The sequence below is a fragment of the Zhengella sp. genome, from assembly GCF_041397485.1.
Classification (GTDB): Bacteria; Pseudomonadota; Alphaproteobacteria; order Rhizobiales; family Rhizobiaceae; genus Zhengella.
In genome coordinates this window covers 23629-38016 of sequence record NZ_JAWKWO010000005.1, presented here as the reverse complement: position 1 = coordinate 38016, position 14388 = coordinate 23629, and the positions used below count along the sequence as shown (strand labels likewise).

18 protein-coding genes are annotated in these 14388 nt (G+C 63.4%); 10 read left to right on the top strand and 8 right to left on the bottom strand.

From position 1 onward, the window contains the following. Nucleotides 1-13: 13 nt before the first annotated feature. Nucleotides 14-943 carry an N-acetyl-gamma-glutamyl-phosphate reductase gene (argC, locus tag R3D65_RS15090; RefSeq protein ID WP_371276090.1) on the bottom strand — a complete coding sequence of 310 codons (930 nt, stop codon included), beginning with the start codon at nt 941-943 and terminating at the stop codon, nt 14-16. A gap of 47 nt (nt 944-990) precedes the next feature. Then, nucleotides 991-1941 carry an agmatinase gene (speB, locus tag R3D65_RS15085; protein ID WP_371276089.1) on the bottom strand — a complete coding sequence of 317 codons (951 nt, stop codon included), beginning with the start codon at nt 1939-1941 and terminating at the stop codon, nt 991-993. A 169-nt stretch (nt 1942-2110) separates the two neighbouring features. Here speB and R3D65_RS15080 point away from each other — a divergent pair, with 169 nt between their 5' ends. Further along, complete coding sequence (locus R3D65_RS15080) at nt 2111-3244, top strand: acyltransferase family protein (protein WP_371276088.1); 1134 nt, start codon at nt 2111-2113, stop codon at nt 3242-3244. Between the two features lie 57 nt (nt 3245-3301). Here the strand turns inward: R3D65_RS15080 and rpsI are convergent, their stop codons facing one another. From rpsI to R3D65_RS15060, 4 genes are all read right to left on the bottom strand, one after another. Then, complete coding sequence (gene rpsI / locus R3D65_RS15075; protein ID WP_371276087.1) at nt 3302-3784, bottom strand: 30S ribosomal protein S9; 483 nt, start codon at nt 3782-3784, stop codon at nt 3302-3304. 5 nt (nt 3785-3789) lie between these two features. After that, nucleotides 3790-4251: a 50S ribosomal protein L13 gene (gene rplM, locus R3D65_RS15070; RefSeq protein ID WP_371276086.1), complete on the bottom strand. Its 462-nt coding sequence runs from the start codon at nt 4249-4251 to the stop codon at nt 3790-3792. A 217-nt stretch (nt 4252-4468) separates the two neighbouring features. Further along, entirely contained in the window at nt 4469-4924 is a 456-nt protein-coding gene (locus R3D65_RS15065; RefSeq protein WP_371276085.1) for a PaaI family thioesterase, read from the bottom strand. A 56-nt stretch (nt 4925-4980) separates the two neighbouring features. Continuing rightward, a complete protein-coding gene (locus tag R3D65_RS15060) occupies nt 4981-5847 on the bottom strand; it encodes a crotonase/enoyl-CoA hydratase family protein (protein WP_371276084.1) in 867 nt (288 codons plus the stop codon). 150 nt (nt 5848-5997) lie between these two features. On the opposite strand from R3D65_RS15060, the gene R3D65_RS15055 reads away from it, so the two are divergent. The 9 genes from R3D65_RS15055 to R3D65_RS15015 all read left to right on the top strand — a co-directional run bounded on the left by R3D65_RS15055 (nt 5998) and on the right by R3D65_RS15015 (nt 12218). Then, nucleotides 5998-6585, top strand: coding sequence for a hypothetical protein (locus R3D65_RS15055; RefSeq protein ID WP_371276083.1), 588 nt, complete (start codon nt 5998-6000; stop codon nt 6583-6585). 28 nt (nt 6586-6613) lie between these two features. Next, nucleotides 6614-7438 (top strand): enoyl-CoA hydratase, encoded by an 825-nt coding sequence (locus tag R3D65_RS15050; protein WP_371276082.1) that lies wholly within the window; start codon nt 6614-6616, stop codon nt 7436-7438. Next, nucleotides 7435-7668, top strand: a complete 234-nt coding sequence (locus tag R3D65_RS15045; protein WP_371276081.1) for a methionyl-tRNA formyltransferase — start codon at nt 7435-7437, stop codon at nt 7666-7668. Before R3D65_RS15050 ends, R3D65_RS15045 begins: the two co-directional genes overlap by 4 nt. Continuing rightward, nucleotides 7668-8099 (top strand): VOC family protein, encoded by a 432-nt coding sequence (locus tag R3D65_RS15040; protein WP_371276080.1) that lies wholly within the window; start codon nt 7668-7670, stop codon nt 8097-8099. Before R3D65_RS15045 ends, R3D65_RS15040 begins: the two co-directional genes overlap by 1 nt. Nucleotides 8100-8164: 65 nt before the next feature. Beyond that, the gene (locus tag R3D65_RS15035) at nt 8165-8686 is read left to right on the top strand and encodes a CoA-binding protein (protein ID WP_371276079.1); all 522 of its coding nucleotides are present in this window, start codon (nt 8165-8167) and stop codon (nt 8684-8686) included. Next, nucleotides 8686-9294: a LysE family translocator gene (locus R3D65_RS15030; RefSeq protein WP_371276078.1), complete on the top strand. Its 609-nt coding sequence runs from the start codon at nt 8686-8688 to the stop codon at nt 9292-9294. Before R3D65_RS15035 ends, R3D65_RS15030 begins: the two co-directional genes overlap by 1 nt. A gap of 529 nt (nt 9295-9823) precedes the next feature. Then, entirely contained in the window at nt 9824-11107 is a 1284-nt protein-coding gene (locus R3D65_RS15025; RefSeq protein WP_371276077.1) for an O-acetylhomoserine aminocarboxypropyltransferase, read from the top strand. A 30-nt stretch (nt 11108-11137) separates the two neighbouring features. Then, nucleotides 11138-11842 carry an SDR family oxidoreductase gene (locus R3D65_RS15020; protein ID WP_371276076.1) on the top strand — a complete coding sequence of 235 codons (705 nt, stop codon included), beginning with the start codon at nt 11138-11140 and terminating at the stop codon, nt 11840-11842. A 31-nt stretch (nt 11843-11873) separates the two neighbouring features. Then, nucleotides 11874-12218 carry a cupin domain-containing protein gene (locus R3D65_RS15015; RefSeq protein ID WP_371276075.1) on the top strand — a complete coding sequence of 115 codons (345 nt, stop codon included), beginning with the start codon at nt 11874-11876 and terminating at the stop codon, nt 12216-12218. A 300-nt stretch (nt 12219-12518) separates the two neighbouring features. Here R3D65_RS15015 and R3D65_RS15010 read toward each other — a convergent pair whose 3' ends face one another. Together R3D65_RS15010 and R3D65_RS15005 are read right to left on the bottom strand one after the other, a co-directional pair. Beyond that, nucleotides 12519-13742: a cytochrome P450 gene (locus R3D65_RS15010; RefSeq protein ID WP_371276074.1), complete on the bottom strand. Its 1224-nt coding sequence runs from the start codon at nt 13740-13742 to the stop codon at nt 12519-12521. A 56-nt stretch (nt 13743-13798) separates the two neighbouring features. After that, nucleotides 13799-14308, bottom strand: a complete 510-nt coding sequence (locus tag R3D65_RS15005) for a hypothetical protein (protein WP_371276073.1) — start codon at nt 14306-14308, stop codon at nt 13799-13801. Nucleotides 14309-14388: the final 80 nt, after the last annotated feature.

Below are 14388 nucleotides of genomic sequence, written 5' to 3'. Positions count from 1 at the left end.
TGACGGGGCCGCCTCAGGCGCCGATCATCAGGTTCATGTTCTGGACCGCCGCGCCCGAGGCGCCCTTGCCGAGATTGTCAAGCGAGGCGATGAGGTTGACCTGTCCCATGCCCTCGGTGCCGAGCACGTAGATCTTCAGCCGGTCGGTTCCGCGCATTTCCTCCGCATCGATGCGCGGCCTGGCCGTTGCTTCAGCCGGAGCAACCACCTCGACGACATCCTGCCCTGCGTAATGGGCCGCCAGCGCTCCGTGGATGTCGGCCATGGAAGGATTTCCCGTCATCAGGTCGCAGAACAGCGGAACGTTGACCAGCATGCCCTGCGCGAACCGGCCGACCGAAGGCGTGAAGACCGGCCGGCGCGTGATGCCGCTGCGGGCCATGATCTCGGGCACATGCTTGTGGCCAAGCGTCAGCGCATAGGCAAAGTGGTTGGCCGTGATGGCGTCCGGGTTGGAAGCATCCTCCATCTGGGCGATCATCTGCTTGCCGCCGCCGCTATAGCCGGACACGGCATTGATGGTCACCGGATAGTCGGACGGCACCAGGCCGGCCGCCACCAGAGGGGCGAGAATGGCGATGGCTCCGGTGGAATAGCAGCCCGGATTGGAGACGAACTGCGCCGCCGCGATACGTTCAGCCTGCCCCCTGGCCATTTCGGCGAAACCGAACACCCAGTCCGGATGGGTGCGGTGCGCTGTGGAGGCGTCGATGAAGCGCGTGCCGGCATCGGCGGCGAGCGCCACCGCCTGGCGTGCCGCATCGTCGGGCAGGCAGAGGATCGCGATGTCGGCATCGCGCAGCATGGTCTCGCGCATGGCCTCGTTGCGCCGCTCTTCGATCGGGATCGACATGAGCGTGATGTCGGAGCGTCCGGCCAGCCGCTCGCGGATTTGCAGGCCGGTGGTGCCGTGTTCGCCGTCGATGAAGATTTTCGCGCTCATGTCTTCTGCCTTGGGTGCTTGCGGGGGGAAGCGGATTTTCGCGCTGTTTACTTCGCGCCGCGCCGCTCGGCAAGCAGGCCGAGATAATGCATGGCAATGGAAGCACCCGCGATTGCCGTGATGTCGGCATGATCATAGGCCGGCGCGACCTCCACCACGTCCGCTCCCACGATCTCGATATTCTTCATGTGGCGCAGCACCGATAGCATCTTGGCCGAAGAGGGACCGCCGGCCACAGGCGTGCCGGTGCCGGGCGCAAACGCCGGATCGAGGCAGTCGATGTCGAAGGTGACATAGACGTTCTTGCCCCCTGTGCGCCGGTAGATGCGCTCGGCAATCGCCGCAGCGCTCATCTCCTCGACCTCGTAACCATGGATGATCTCGATGCCGCAATCCTCCGGCGCATGGGTGCGGATCCCCACCTGAATGGAGCGGGACGGGTCGATGACGCCATCGCGCACCGCGCGCCCGACAAAGGAACCGTGGTCGATGCGCTTGCCGTCATCGTCCCAGGTGTCCTGGTGCGCGTCGAACTGCACCAGCGCCAGCGGGCCATGTTTGGCGGCATGGGCCTTGAGCAATGGCCAGGTGACGAAGTGATCGCCCCCCAGCGACAGAAGAAAAGCGCCCGATTTCAGGATTTTCGACGCTTCGCGTTCGATGGTGGTCGGCGTTTTCTGGTGATTGCCATAGTCGAGCAGGCAGTCGCCATGGTCGATCACCGCCATGGCCTCGAAAAGGTCGCGGTGGAAGGGGTACTGCGGATCGTTGTCGAAAATGGCCGAGGCGCGCCGGATCGCCTGCGGGCCGAAACGCGCACCGGGCCGGTTGGAGACCGCGGCATCGAAGGGAATGCCCCAGACGACAGCGTCCGCGCCCTTGACCGATTTCGAATAGGGCCGGCGCATGAAGGACAGCGCCCCGGCATAGGTGGGGTCGCTGGCCGCACCCAGGCGGCGGCGCGCGGTGAAGGCATGGTCGATCGATTTTGAAGGCATGAACGGCTCCCGGATTTCCTGACCGGACAATGCCCGATCCCGCCCGCGGCTGAAAGGGGGCCACAGCTCGCGCCAACAAGGAATAGTTTTTGCTAATGAAGTAAAAAGTAAATGTAATCGTGCGAGTATGTCCTGCTCCGGCACGGGTGGGGCGCTAGCGAGGGCGTGAATGGGACAGCAAGGGGTGGCTGCGGCCATTTCGGAACAGGCAACCGCACTTGCCGGTGGCAGCCAGGCTGGGGCTAAGCCGGCGCGCCGGCCGGCCATGCTGGATTCCATCCAGTATCTGCGCGCCATCGCGGCCTGGCTGGTGGTGGTCTACCATGTTCATGCATCGGTGGCGGCCGAGGCGCGCGAGCCGGTCACCTGGGCGCTTGGTGCAGTCGGCGTCGACATATTCTTCGTCCTCTCCGGATTTCTGATGGCCATGGTCGTTGATCGTGACGAACGCATAGACTGGCGCTTTCTCGCGCGCCGCTACATGCGCATAGCGCCCCTCTGCTACGCGATGACGATCCTGCTGTTCATCATGGCCATTGCCTGGCCGGCCCTGCTGAACACGGTGACGGCCGATTGGCAGCACCTGTTGACATCGCTGCTGTTCCTGCCAAGCGGCGGCATCAATGGCGGCAACCAGCCCATACTGATGCTCGGCTGGACGCTGAACTACGAAATGGCCTTCTATCTGCTGGTCTTCGTCTTCGTGCGCTGGATCGGGGACAGGCATCTGATCGGCCTGGTCCTGTTTCTCGCCGCCGTGGTCATGGCGGGGCAATGGGCCGGCCCGCAGAACATGGTCCTGTGCTTCTACACCGATTCCATCATCCTGGAATTCGCGCTCGGCATCCTGGTCTACAATTGCACGTTCCGTGACAGGGGCATGCCCCATCCAGGCTGGATCTACTGGGCCGCGTTGGCGGCCGGTATTCTTCTGCTCATGCTGGGTGAGGAGGGGGAGCCGCGCATGTGGCGCTTCCTGCTGTGGGGCGTGCCTGCGGCCCTTATCGTGGCCGGCGGTGTTCATGTCTTCAATGCGCGCATCGGCTGGCTGCGCAAGCTGGGTGACTGGTCCTACTCAACCTATCTGGTGCATGTCTATGTCATTCAGGCGCTGGTGAAGGTGCTGCTGCCGCTTGCCGGCCTGCCGGTGACGCAGCCGCTCGCCCTTTTCCTGGCCGTCGCGCCCATCATCGTGCTGGCCAGCTTCGTCATGTATCGCAGGCTGGAAATGCCGGTCATGGGCTGGCTTGGCAGGCGCATGGCGGCCGGACGGTGCAGGCGCGAAGCCGGGGCGTCCGGATAAGGGAAAGCCCGGCGCGATGGCGGGGCTCTCGCAAAAGCAGGAAGGTTCGCCGGCGCGTCAGCGCTTGGAGAACTGGAAGGACCGGCGGGCCTTGGCCTTGCCGTACTTCTTGCGCTCGACCACGCGGCTGTCGCGGGTCAGGAAGCCACCCTTCTTCAGAACGCCGCGCAGTTCCGGCTCATAATGGGTCAGGGCCTTGGAAATGCCGTGGCGCACAGCGCCGGCCTGGCCGGACAGACCGCCGCCCTTGACGGTGGCGATGATGTCGTACTGGCCGTCGCGGTTGGCGGCGACGATCGGCTGGCGCAGCACCATCTGCAGGACCGGACGGGCGAAATATTCCTCGTAGGTCTTGTCATTGACGGTGATCTTGCCGGAGCCGGGCTTCACCCAGACGCGGGCGATGGCATCCTTGCGCTTGCCGGTGGCATAGGCGCGGCCATGGGCGTCGAGCTTCTGGACGTGAACCGGGGCCGATGCCTCCTCGGTCACCATGCCGGTGGCTTCACCCAGGTCTTCAAGGGAATTCAGGTCGGCCATGGAAATCAGCCCTTCGTGTTCTTGGAAGACAAGGCGGCCACGTCAAGGGCGACGGGCTGCTGTGCCTCGTGGGGATGGTTGGAACCGGCATAGACGCGCAGGTTCTTCATCTGGCGGCGGCCAAGCGGGCCACGCGGGATCATGCGCTCGACGGCCTTCTCGATGACCCGCTCCGGGAAGCGGCCTTCGATGATCTGGCGTGCGGTGCGCTCCTTGATTCCGCCCGGATGGCCGGTGTGCCAGTAGTACATCTTGTCGGTGTACTTCTTGCCCGTCAGCTTCACCTTCTCGGCATTGACGATGATGACGTTGTCGCCGTCATCGACATGCGGGGTGAAGGTGGGCTTGTGCTTGCCGCGCAGGCGGTTGGCGACGATGGAGGCGAGGCGGCCGAGAACGAGCCCTTCGGCGTCGATCAGGATCCACTTCTTTTCCACTTCCGCCGGCTTCTGCGAAAAGGTTTTCATCGTGGTGTCTCTCAACTGGTCCGCCAGGGGAGCAGGGCCCGTTCCGGCGGCGATTCTTGTTGCTTGCGTTCGGGCGCCATGCGCCAAAACAAACGGCGGCCCGGACCCCGGACCGCAGTTGGCGCGCTTATAGGCGAGCGCTGAGCAGCCGTCAAGCACCTTGGATGCTGCGCATCCCGTGCGAGCTCTTGAAAATCAACAACTTGACGATGAGGTATTATTTTACCGCATGTTGTGCGCGCTTTGGCGGAATGGAATAGGTGCCCGTGGCATGGGCAACCATGTGCCCGGCCGACACCATCTCGATATCGAAGACCAGCAGGCTGCGGCCCATTTTCAGGATGCGGCAAAGCCCGTCCACCGGCCCGGGCTCGGCCTTGCGCATGAAGTTGATATTGAGATTGGTGGTCACCGCCAGCGCCTCGCGCCCCACATGGGAAAGCACGCAGGCATAGCCGCCGATATCGGCCAGCGTGAACAGCGACGGGCCGGAGACCGTGTTGCCCGGCCGCAGGTGGCGATGGTCGGCATTCAGCCTGACGCGGGCGCTGCCGGGGCCGATCTCGGTCACCTCGTAAGCGTTGTACGTGTCATTGAGTTGCGGATAGACCTCCTTGAGGAAGGCGTTGAGTTCGTCGGCGTCCATCAGGGGCGCGAGGGAGTGCTTGGTCATGGTCCTGTGGTCTTGCGGTTGGCGAAAGCATGCGGGGCCGGTCGACAGCGGGCGGATCAGCCGCCGCGTGGATTGACCGGGCGGTTTTCGGTCCAGTCGAACGTGCCGAGGTCGCGCTCGCGCACGGCCTGTTTCCAGCCCTGGGATTCGGCACGGGCCTTGAAGTTCAGGCCTTCCGGGGAATGGCGGGTGATGCCGTCGAACACCGTGGCGAACATCTGTGTCTGTTTCAGCCCCATCGCCTCGATGGCCTGGTTGACGACGAGTTTCTGCATCATCAGCTGGTTGACCGGCACGGTTGCCATGCGTTCGGCCAGCCGTTCCACTTCCCCGTCGAGGTCGCCGGCCGGAACGGCCTTGAGCACGAGGCCGAGCTTTTCCGCTTCCGTTCCCTTGATCCGGTCGCCGGTGAAGAGCATGCGCTTGGCCCGCTCCGGCCCCAGCCGGTAAACCCACATGGCCGTCGTCGGGCAGCCCCAGACGCGCACCGGCATGTAGCCGATCTCCGCATCCTCCGCCATCACGATCATGTCGGAACACAGCGCGATGTCGGAACCGCCCGCCACGGCGAAACCGTGTACCTTGCAGATCACCGGGCGGTACGACCGCCAAAGGCTCATGAACAGTTCGGTGTTGCGCATCATGAAGGCATAGTCCTTCATCGGATCCCAGGGCATTTCCTGGGTCACCGCATTGCCATCCCCTGCTGCCGCTTCCGCATAATAGGTCAGGTCATAGCCCGCGCAGAAGGCCCGCCCGGCGCCCGAGAGCACGATCACATGCACGCCTGGATCGCCATTGGCTTCCTCCACGCAGGCAGCCAGCTCCCGCGGCACATCGTCGTCGATGGCGTTCAGCACATCCGGACGGTTGAGCGTGATGCGCCCGATCCTGCCATCTTTCTCGTAAAGGACCTTGGCCATGTTTCCTCCCTCGGCAATGCGGCTTGTCGGCTTACCTTGACGTATTGGTAACACGAATTTCCTGCTTTCCAAGCAGCCGGGCAGCCGATAAATCCTGACACCGGCAGGGAGGCGCAGCGATGTGTGGCTGCAAGAGGGGAGAGGGAAATCATGCGTTCACTCAGGAGCGGCATTGCCGCGGCCGTCATGCTGGCGCTGGCGGCGGGTTCAACCGTGCCGGCGGTGCAGGCACAAGGCGTGGATGCCACGACGGAAACCGATGCGGCCACGGTGCTGGCGCAGGTGCCGTTGACCGGGGACGTGGTGGTCCGGTTTCTGGAAAGCTGGCAGGATGTCGCCGCCCTGTTCACCGAACTCGACGAGCAATATGAACCGGGCGACCCCGATGTCGTGATGGACGAACTGGTCTACCTCGCAGAGAATGCACAAGCCGTCGCCCGGATCGAGGACCGGGTGCGCGCCGCCGGCTGGCCGGGCTTCCAGGACTGGTTCCTGACCGCCTGGTCCATCATGCTGGCACGCCAATGGATCATCGATCCGCCCGATTCCGATGACATGGATGCGGCGGAAGCGGAAATCCGGGTCATGCAGGATGTGACCGAGGAGGTTCGCGCCGAGCTTCTGGCCAGTCTGGCCGATGCGCGCAACCAGATCGACAGCCTCCGCCCGTCGAAGGCCAATCTGGCGGCGGTGCGCATGCACCTTGAAAGACTGGATCGAGTGCTCGCCAGCCAGTAGGGTGGAGACAACGCAAGGGAGGACGACGATGACCGCGCATCCGGATCAGGCCACCATGGAAACTCCGCAGGGTATCCGTACACACCGCGCCGGCAAGGTGCTGACCATCGAGCTGGACAATCCGCCGGCCCATTCGCTGTCATCCGCGGTGATCGCGAAACTTCATGCCACGCTGGACGACGCACGCCTCGACCGCAGCGTGAATGTCATCGTGCTGGCATCCTCGGGCAAGATTTTCTGCGCCGGCCACGACCTGAAGGAAATGAAGGCCCACCGCGCCAATGACGGCGATGGCGGGCGGCTGTTCCTTGAGCGCCTGTTTAACGCCTGCTCGGCCATGATGAAGGCTGTCGTGCGCCATCCCAAGCCGATCATCGCCAGGGTGGATGGCATTGCCACCGCTGCCGGCTGCCAGCTCGTCGCCTCCTGCGACCTGGCCATTGCCTCCGACCGGTCGACCTTCTGCACGCCGGGCGTCAATCTCGGCGGTTTCTGCTCCACACCCATGGTGGCGCTCTCGCGCAATGTCGGGCGCAAGCACGCCATGGAAATGCTGCTGACCGGCGAGATGATCGACGCCCAGACGGCACGCGACTTCGGTCTGGTCAATCGTGTCGTGCCGGCTGACTATCTCGATCAGGTGGTGGAGAAATACGCCGCCGCCATCGCGTCGAAGTCGCCGGTGGCCATCGCGCGCGGCAAGCAGGCATTCTACGAACAGGCCGACATGCGCCTGTCCGAAGCCTATGACTATGCCAACAAGGTCATGGTTGACGGATTCATGACGCATGATTCCGACGAGGGCCTCGCCGCATTCTTCGAGAAACGCGAAGCCGAGTGGAAGGGGGAATGATGGCCCTCATTAAAGAATTCGTTCAAAAAACGCGCGATCGACTAGCAATCCACCCGACAGAGGTGTCGGCTCATATTTATGTGCAGGAGGTCGATGGTCGGAAGTTGGTCCAAATCGATACGCATGGTGCTGCTGATCGGCAAATTCCAGGCAAGGTGTCACAAACGCTTCAATTGGATGAGCCTGCGGCCAAAGAATTGCTCACCATATTGATGAGGCATTTTGATTAATGACCCTTCCGCCGCGCATCACCATGGTCACGCTGGGTGTGGCTGATGTCGCCGCCGCGACCGCCTTCTACGAGCGGCTCGGCTTTGTGAAGTCGTCCGCCTCCAATGACAGCGTCACCTTCTTTCGCCTCGACGGCACGGTGCTCGGCCTGTTCGGCCGTACCGATCTGGCCGCGGACGCCCAAGTAGAGGACAGCCGCCCGGGCTTTTCCGGTGTCACCATGGCGCAGAATTTCGCCAGCGAGGCGGAAGTCGATGACGCCTTTGCCCATGCGCTTGCCTGCGGCGCCACGCCGGCAAAGGCCCCGGAAAAGGTCTTCTGGGGCGGATATTCCGGCTATTTCGCCGATCCCGACGGCCATCTCTGGGAACTGGCCTTCAATCCTTTCGCACCCAATGACGAGAGCGGCTTCATGCAATTGCCGGCGTGAAGCCCGCGCTTGACCTGATCGCCTGCACGGTGCAGGTGTTGCGGGTTTCCAGCGGAAGGGCCCCGATGAACCACGACCATTATGATGACGCCTATATCGCCGGCATTCTGAACGAGGTGAAGACGGTTGCCATCGTCGGCGCCTCGGCGAACGAGGTGCGCCCGTCCTTCTTCGTGCTGAAATACCTCATCGACAAGGGCTATACGGTCCATGCCATCAATCCGGGTCACGCGGGAAAGTCGATAGACCGGGCCATGACTTATGCATCGCTTGCCGACCTGCCCGAACCCGCCGACATGATCGACGTGTTTCGCGCCTCCGCCGCCGTGCCGGGCATTACCGACGAGATCCTGGCGCTGCCGTGGCGTCCGAAGGTGGTCTGGATGCAATTGACCGTGCGTGATGACGAAAGCGCTGCGCAGCTGGAAGCCGAAGGTATCAAGGTGGTGATGAACCGCTGCCCGAAGATCGAATACGCCCGCCTGGCCCGCGAGATCGGCTGGAATGGCGTCAATTCGGGCCAGATTTCCTCACGCCGCCCGGTTCTGCGCGAAGGATTCCAGAGTTTCGGCATTCGCAAGGGCTGATGGCCGGCATGGGAGCCTTCGTACTTGCGGTCTTTTTTCTGCTGATCACGCCGGGCCCCGGCGTGCTGTCGGCGGCCGGTGTCGGTGCGGGCTACGGATTCCGCCCGGGCCTTGCCTATGTCTCGGGCCTGTTCACCGGCAACATGGTCGTCGCCCTGGCCGTGATCTCCGGCATGGCGGCGGTGCTGGAACTTTATCCGGCACTTCGTTTCGCCCTGTTCGCCGTCTCGACCACCTACCTGCTTTATCTTGCCGCGAAGATCGCCTTTGCCGGCTCGCGTATCGCCTTCATCCATTCCGAGCGCCCGCCGGGCTTTCTCGGTGGCTTCCTGCTGCAATTCGTCAATCCGAAGGCCTATGTCGTCAACACGGCGCTGTTCACCGGGTTTCCGTTCATGCCGGAAAGCCTGATGGCCGAGACGGCGATCAAGCTTCTGCTGCTCAACGCGTTCTGGATTCCGGTGCATCTGCTGTGGCTGTCGGCCGGTGTCTGGCTGCACCGTCTCGATCTGGCGCCAAGGACCCACCGTGTCATCAATTTCGCCATGGCCGCCGCCATGCTGCTGGTCGTGGGCATTGCCGCACTGGCGCGGCCATCCGTGGGCTGAAAAGGCGGCAGCGGCGGCGACAGGGCAAACAAAAAGCGGGGCTGTTTCAAACCCCGCTTCCGCTGTCCGGATTTGAGTTCCGGACGCCGATCTGCGCTGACTGCCAGTACATCCGTGACTTGCCGCAGCAGATCGTCAGACCAGTATCGGCCTGTCTGGTTAACGAAGTATGAACGCCTGGCTGTCTTTTCAAGAGGCCGGCTCGAAAAAGCAAAAAAGCGGGGCTGAACCCCGCTTCCCCGCCAGCCCGTATCCGTCGGGCCGGGTGCCGGCGCCCGCCGCCAGTTCATCCGTGGCTGGCTGCATCCGACAGTCCGCTTCCTATACACGTCATGTGACAGCCATGTGAACATGCGCCGGTTTGCGGCATCACGGCATGGAATGGAGAAGAATATTCTGCTTTCCGGCCCTTCGGTGAAACAGGTTTGCCTGCCGTCATGCGCCAGGCTGCACGATCGGCTTTGATTTTCGCTGCGCTCTGTCCGATAAGGTGGCGACGCATTTTTTTACGCACCTTTCGGGAGGGATCATGTCTCAGCGTACACCAGGTTTCGAAACCCTTGCCGTCCATGCCGGCGCCGCGCCGGACCCGGCCACGGGCGCCCGCGCCACGCCGATCTACCAGACCACGTCCTATGTCTTCAACGATGCGGACCATGCCGCCTCGCTGTTTGGCCTCAAGGCGTTCGGCAACATCTATACCCGCATCATGAATCCCACCCAGGCGGTGCTGGAAGAGCGTGTGGCGGCCCTTGAAGGCGGCACCGCGGCGCTTGCCACCGCGTCGGGCCATGCAGCCCAGCTTCTGGTCTTTCACACCATCATGCAGCCCGGCGAGAACTTCGTCGCCGCGCGCCGCCTTTATGGCGGATCGATCAACCAGTTCGGCCATTCCTTCAAGAATTTCGGCTGGGACGTGCGCTGGGCCGATGCCACCGACCCGGCCGATGTCGAGAAGCAGATCGACGACAAGACGAAAGCCGTCTTCATCGAGAGCCTTGCCAATCCGGGTGGAACCTTCACGGACATCGCCGCCATCGCCGAAGTGGCCCACAGGCACGGCCTGCCGCTCATCGTCGACAACACCATGGCCACGCCCTACCTCGTGCGCCCGCTGGAGCATGGCGCCGACATCGTGGTGCATTCGCTGACCAAATTCATGGGCGGTCACGGCAATTCGATGGGCGGCGTCATCGTTGACGGCGGCACGTTCGACTGGTCGGCGTCGGGCAAATACCCCATGCTGTCCGGCCCGCGGCCGGAATATGGTGGCATGGTGCTGCACGAAACCTTCGGCAATTTCGCCTTCGCCATCGCCTGCCGCGTGCTCGGCCTGCGGGATTTCGGCCCGACCATCTCGCCGTTCAACGCGTTCCAGATCCTCACCGGCATTGAGACGCTGCCGCTGCGCATGGATCGCCACTGCGAGAACGCGCTGAAGGTCGCCACCTGGCTGACGAAGCAGGACAAGGTGGCCTGGGTCTCCTATCCCGGCCTTGCCGACGACCCGAACCATGGCCTTCAGAAGAAGTACTCGCCCAAGGGCGCAGGCGCTGTCTTCACCTTCGGCCTGAAGGACGGCTACGAGGCGGGCATCCGTTTTGTCGAAGGCCTCGACATGCTCTCTCACCTGGCCAATATCGGCGACACCCGCTCGCTCGTCATCCATCCGGCATCCACCACGCACCGCCAGCTCTCCGAGGAGCAGCGGGCCGCGGCCGGCGCCGGCAATGACGTCATCCGCCTGTCCATCGGCATCGAAAGTGCCGACGACATCATCGCCGACATCGAGCAGGCGCTCGCCAAGGCTTGATCTTTGGCACTGGCGCGCCACGTCGCTCGCATGGACAGTTTCCCTGCGGGCGGCCTGGCCGCCGTCATCGGATCGTCGGGCGCCATCGGCGGCGCCCTTGCTGACCGCCTGGAGAAATCCGGGCGGTTTTTGCGTGTTGTGCGTCTTGGCCGGACAACCGTGCCGCCCATCGACATGACCGATGAGACAACCATCGTGGCCGCTGCCGGACAGCTCGCGGCATCGCCGATCCCGCTTCGTCTCGTGCTGGATGCAACCGGTTTTCTGCATGACGCGGATTTCATGCCGGAAAAGGCGCTGCGCCAGATCGATCCGGAGCACATGGCCCGCGCCTTCGCGGTCAATGCCATCGGGCCGGCGCTGCTGATGAAGCATGTTCTGCCGCGTCTTCCACGCGAAGGGAAGTCGGTCTTTGCCACGCTGTCGGCGCGTGTCGGTTCCATTTCCGACAACCGTCTGGGCGGCTGGTACGCCTACAGGGCATCGAAGGCGGCGCTGAACCAGCTTGTCCGCACCGCCGCGATCGAACTGGCACGGAAAAATCCCCAGGCGGTCTGCGTCGCGCTGCATCCCGGGACGGTGGACAGCGCGCTGTCAGCGCCCTTTGCAAGGACCGGGCTGGAGGTGCGCGCGCCGGAAACGGCCGCTGCCGACCTTCTGTCCGTCATCGATGGCTTGACGCCGGCACAATCAGGCGGTCTCTATGATCATCACGGCAAGGCAGTTCCCTTCTAGCCTGACCGCAACGACCGCCCGGAGCCCTGCCATGACCGAAACCCGCCTTCTTCGTCTTGCGCCAACTCCGGAACCCGAGATCTCCCGCCCCGATCCTGAAAAGGTGCTGGCCGGTGATCCCGTTCACACCACCTGGAACCTTGAGGAACGCGACGGGCTCTATTGCGGCATCTGGCAATCGACACCGGGCAAATGGCGCATTGCCTATGACGAATGGGAATATTGCCGAATCCTCGAAGGCGTCTCGGTGATCGTTGAGGACGGCGGCCAGGCCGTCCGTGTAACGGCGGGCGACAGCTTCATCCTGCGCCCGGGCTTCAAGGGCACGTGGGAAGTGCTTGAAACCACGCGCAAGGACTACGTCATACGCCTGTGATCCTGTCGCGCTCCTGAAGTGATGCATCAATAGGTTGTTAAAACTTGTCAACAACTGCAATCATAAATTGAATATTGCTGCCTAATCCATTGTTTTTGTTGTGCCGGGCGATCTTTGGTAACAGATGCAATTAAAAATCGAAATTGCGGACATCGTTCATGCCTGAACAAGACGCTCATATGTTGGTTCAACACCTTGATGGAACGCATGAATGTGCGCAAACATTGCATGAAGAAATGCAACCATAGAGGGAAGTGAAGCCCGTAAAGGCATGCACAGATTAAGCAATCAAGGCAAGGCTCAGCCGATCACCAGCCGCTCCAGGCCGTGGAAATGGTAGACGTCGCGATAGCGGGGCGCGTCGGCGATCCGCAGGTCGGGATGCCTGTGAAACAGGACTGTCAGGCTCTCCTGCATTTCCAGCCGCGCCAGCGGCGCGCCGACGCAGAAATGGATGCCGGCGCCGAAGCTGACGGTCTTCTGGTCCGCCCGTCCCGGTTCGAAACGGTCCGGGCAGGCGAAGGCCGCGGGATCGCGATTGGCCGCGCCAAGCATCAGGCCCACCTGTTCGCCCGGTTGCAGGGTTGCCGGCCCCAGGTCCACCGGCTCATAGGCGTATCGCGTGAACAGGTGCAGCGGCGCGTCGTATCGCAGGCATTCCTCGACGGTTCGAGCCGCCTGGTCCGGTGTCGCGAAGAAGCGGCGGGGATCGCCCCCCTGCGCGGCAATGGCGTGGATCGCGTTGCCGGTCTGGTGGACGGTTGCTTCATGGCCGGCATTGAGCAGCAGGATCACCGACGTGACGAGTTCGTCGTCGCTCAGCCGGTCACCGTGGTCGCGGGCGGCGATGAGAACCGACAGCAGGTCGTCGCCGTCCCCGGCGCGCCGCCCGGCAATGAGGTCGCGCAGACAGGCTGAGAATTCGCTTGCCGCCGCATTGGCGGCCTCCTCGTCAGCGCGTGTGCGTCCATGCATGTACATCGCCACCAGTGCATGGGACCAGGCGACCAGTTGCGGCCCCATGTCGCGCGGCACGCCCAGCATGTCTGCGATGACGGTGACCGGAACAGGCGTGGCGAAACGCGCGATCAGGTCGTCGCCGGGCCCCAGTTCGGCGGCCAGGTCCTCCGCCAGGGCGCGGATGCCGGGGCGCAGCCGCTCCACCTGCCGCGAAACGAAGGCCTTGTTCACCAGGGCCCGCAGCCGCGTGTGGACGGGCGGTTCCCTTTCCAGCAGCGAATGACGCTCCAACGCGTCGAAGTCCGTGAGATGCGCCCGTTCCGGCCCGCAGGTGAGCGGCGGCCCCCAACGGTTTTCCCGCCCCAGCCGGCGATCGCGCAGCAGCGCATTGACCTGGGCGTGCCCGGCCACGCACCACAATCCGTATTTCTCCCAGAAGAAGACCGGGGCATCGGCATGGAGCCGGCGGTAGGCGGCATAGGGGTCCTGCACGAAGGCATCGTCGTGCGGATCGAGACGGAGACGGTTCCCGTCAAGGCGGAAGGAGGAGGGAAGGGCGCTCATCGCCTTTGTCTAGCCGTTTCCGGTCTGTCTGAAAACGGATACGCCTTGCGAAAGGATCAATGCACGGTCGTGACCGGTTTGCCCGACCTCGCTTTCGCCATGATGAAGCCGATGACGGTCTCGCGGCAGACAGGCGAGAGCCATTGCCCGCAGGCTTTCAGCCGCAGCGCACAGTCGCCGGCCGCGCCGGCAAGGGGGGCCGCGAGGCGGGGGCATGCAAGCGCCGTGGCGCAAAGAAAAGCGGTGTCCTCCATGCCGTATTGAAGTGCGGAGACGAGTGCGAGCACAAGACCTTCATCATGGCAGGCCGGAGCGGCCGCGCCGTCAGTCACATTGTCGTGAAATGCCAATGGGCACGAGGCGCAATGCCCGAGCGCATGAATGAAGCCCGCCAAACCGTCGGCAATCAGGGGGCGGTCATCTTCGGAAAATGCGCGGGCATGGATGGTCATGAAATCCGCCAGGTCGTCCGGCGTGATCGTCATGCCCTTGATCATCCAGAGTCGATAGCCCGCCAGCACCATCCGGTCTGCCGGAAAGCCCCAGGCGTCCGCCACCCGGCTCACCGGCCGCGCCTTCCCATGCGGATGCGCTGCGGTGCCGGAACGCAAGCGTCACGCTGCCACGGCTTCACACGTTCGCGCAG

Coding starts and splice junctions, on each gene's coding strand:
- R3D65_RS15065 (WP_371276085.1), bottom strand. CDS start 4,924: ATGACCAAGCACTCCCTCGCGCCCCTGATGGACGCCGACGAACTCAAC.
- R3D65_RS15055 (WP_371276083.1), top strand. CDS start 5,998: ATGCGTTCACTCAGGAGCGGCATTGCCGCGGCCGTCATGCTGGCGCTG.
- rpsI (WP_371276087.1), bottom strand. CDS start 3,784: ATGGCCGACCTGAATTCCCTTGAAGACCTGGGTGAAGCCACCGGCATG.
- R3D65_RS15080 (WP_371276088.1), top strand. CDS start 2,111: ATGGGACAGCAAGGGGTGGCTGCGGCCATTTCGGAACAGGCAACCGCA.
- R3D65_RS15060 (WP_371276084.1), bottom strand. CDS start 5,847: ATGGCCAAGGTCCTTTACGAGAAAGATGGCAGGATCGGGCGCATCACG.
- R3D65_RS15040 (WP_371276080.1), top strand. CDS start 7,668: ATGACCCTTCCGCCGCGCATCACCATGGTCACGCTGGGTGTGGCTGAT.
- R3D65_RS15045 (WP_371276081.1), top strand. CDS start 7,435: ATGATGGCCCTCATTAAAGAATTCGTTCAAAAAACGCGCGATCGACTA.
- R3D65_RS15010 (WP_371276074.1), bottom strand. CDS start 13,742: ATGAGCGCCCTTCCCTCCTCCTTCCGCCTTGACGGGAACCGTCTCCGT.
- R3D65_RS15015 (WP_371276075.1), top strand. CDS start 11,874: ATGACCGAAACCCGCCTTCTTCGTCTTGCGCCAACTCCGGAACCCGAG.
- R3D65_RS15035 (WP_371276079.1), top strand. CDS start 8,165: ATGAACCACGACCATTATGATGACGCCTATATCGCCGGCATTCTGAAC.
- rplM (WP_371276086.1), bottom strand. CDS start 4,251: ATGAAAACCTTTTCGCAGAAGCCGGCGGAAGTGGAAAAGAAGTGGATC.
- speB (WP_371276089.1), bottom strand. CDS start 1,941: ATGCCTTCAAAATCGATCGACCATGCCTTCACCGCGCGCCGCCGCCTG.
- argC (WP_371276090.1), bottom strand. CDS start 943: ATGAGCGCGAAAATCTTCATCGACGGCGAACACGGCACCACCGGCCTG.
- R3D65_RS15025 (WP_371276077.1), top strand. CDS start 9,824: ATGTCTCAGCGTACACCAGGTTTCGAAACCCTTGCCGTCCATGCCGGC.
- R3D65_RS15020 (WP_371276076.1), top strand. CDS start 11,138: ATGGACAGTTTCCCTGCGGGCGGCCTGGCCGCCGTCATCGGATCGTCG.
- R3D65_RS15030 (WP_371276078.1), top strand. CDS start 8,686: ATGGCCGGCATGGGAGCCTTCGTACTTGCGGTCTTTTTTCTGCTGATC.
- R3D65_RS15050 (WP_371276082.1), top strand. CDS start 6,614: ATGACCGCGCATCCGGATCAGGCCACCATGGAAACTCCGCAGGGTATC.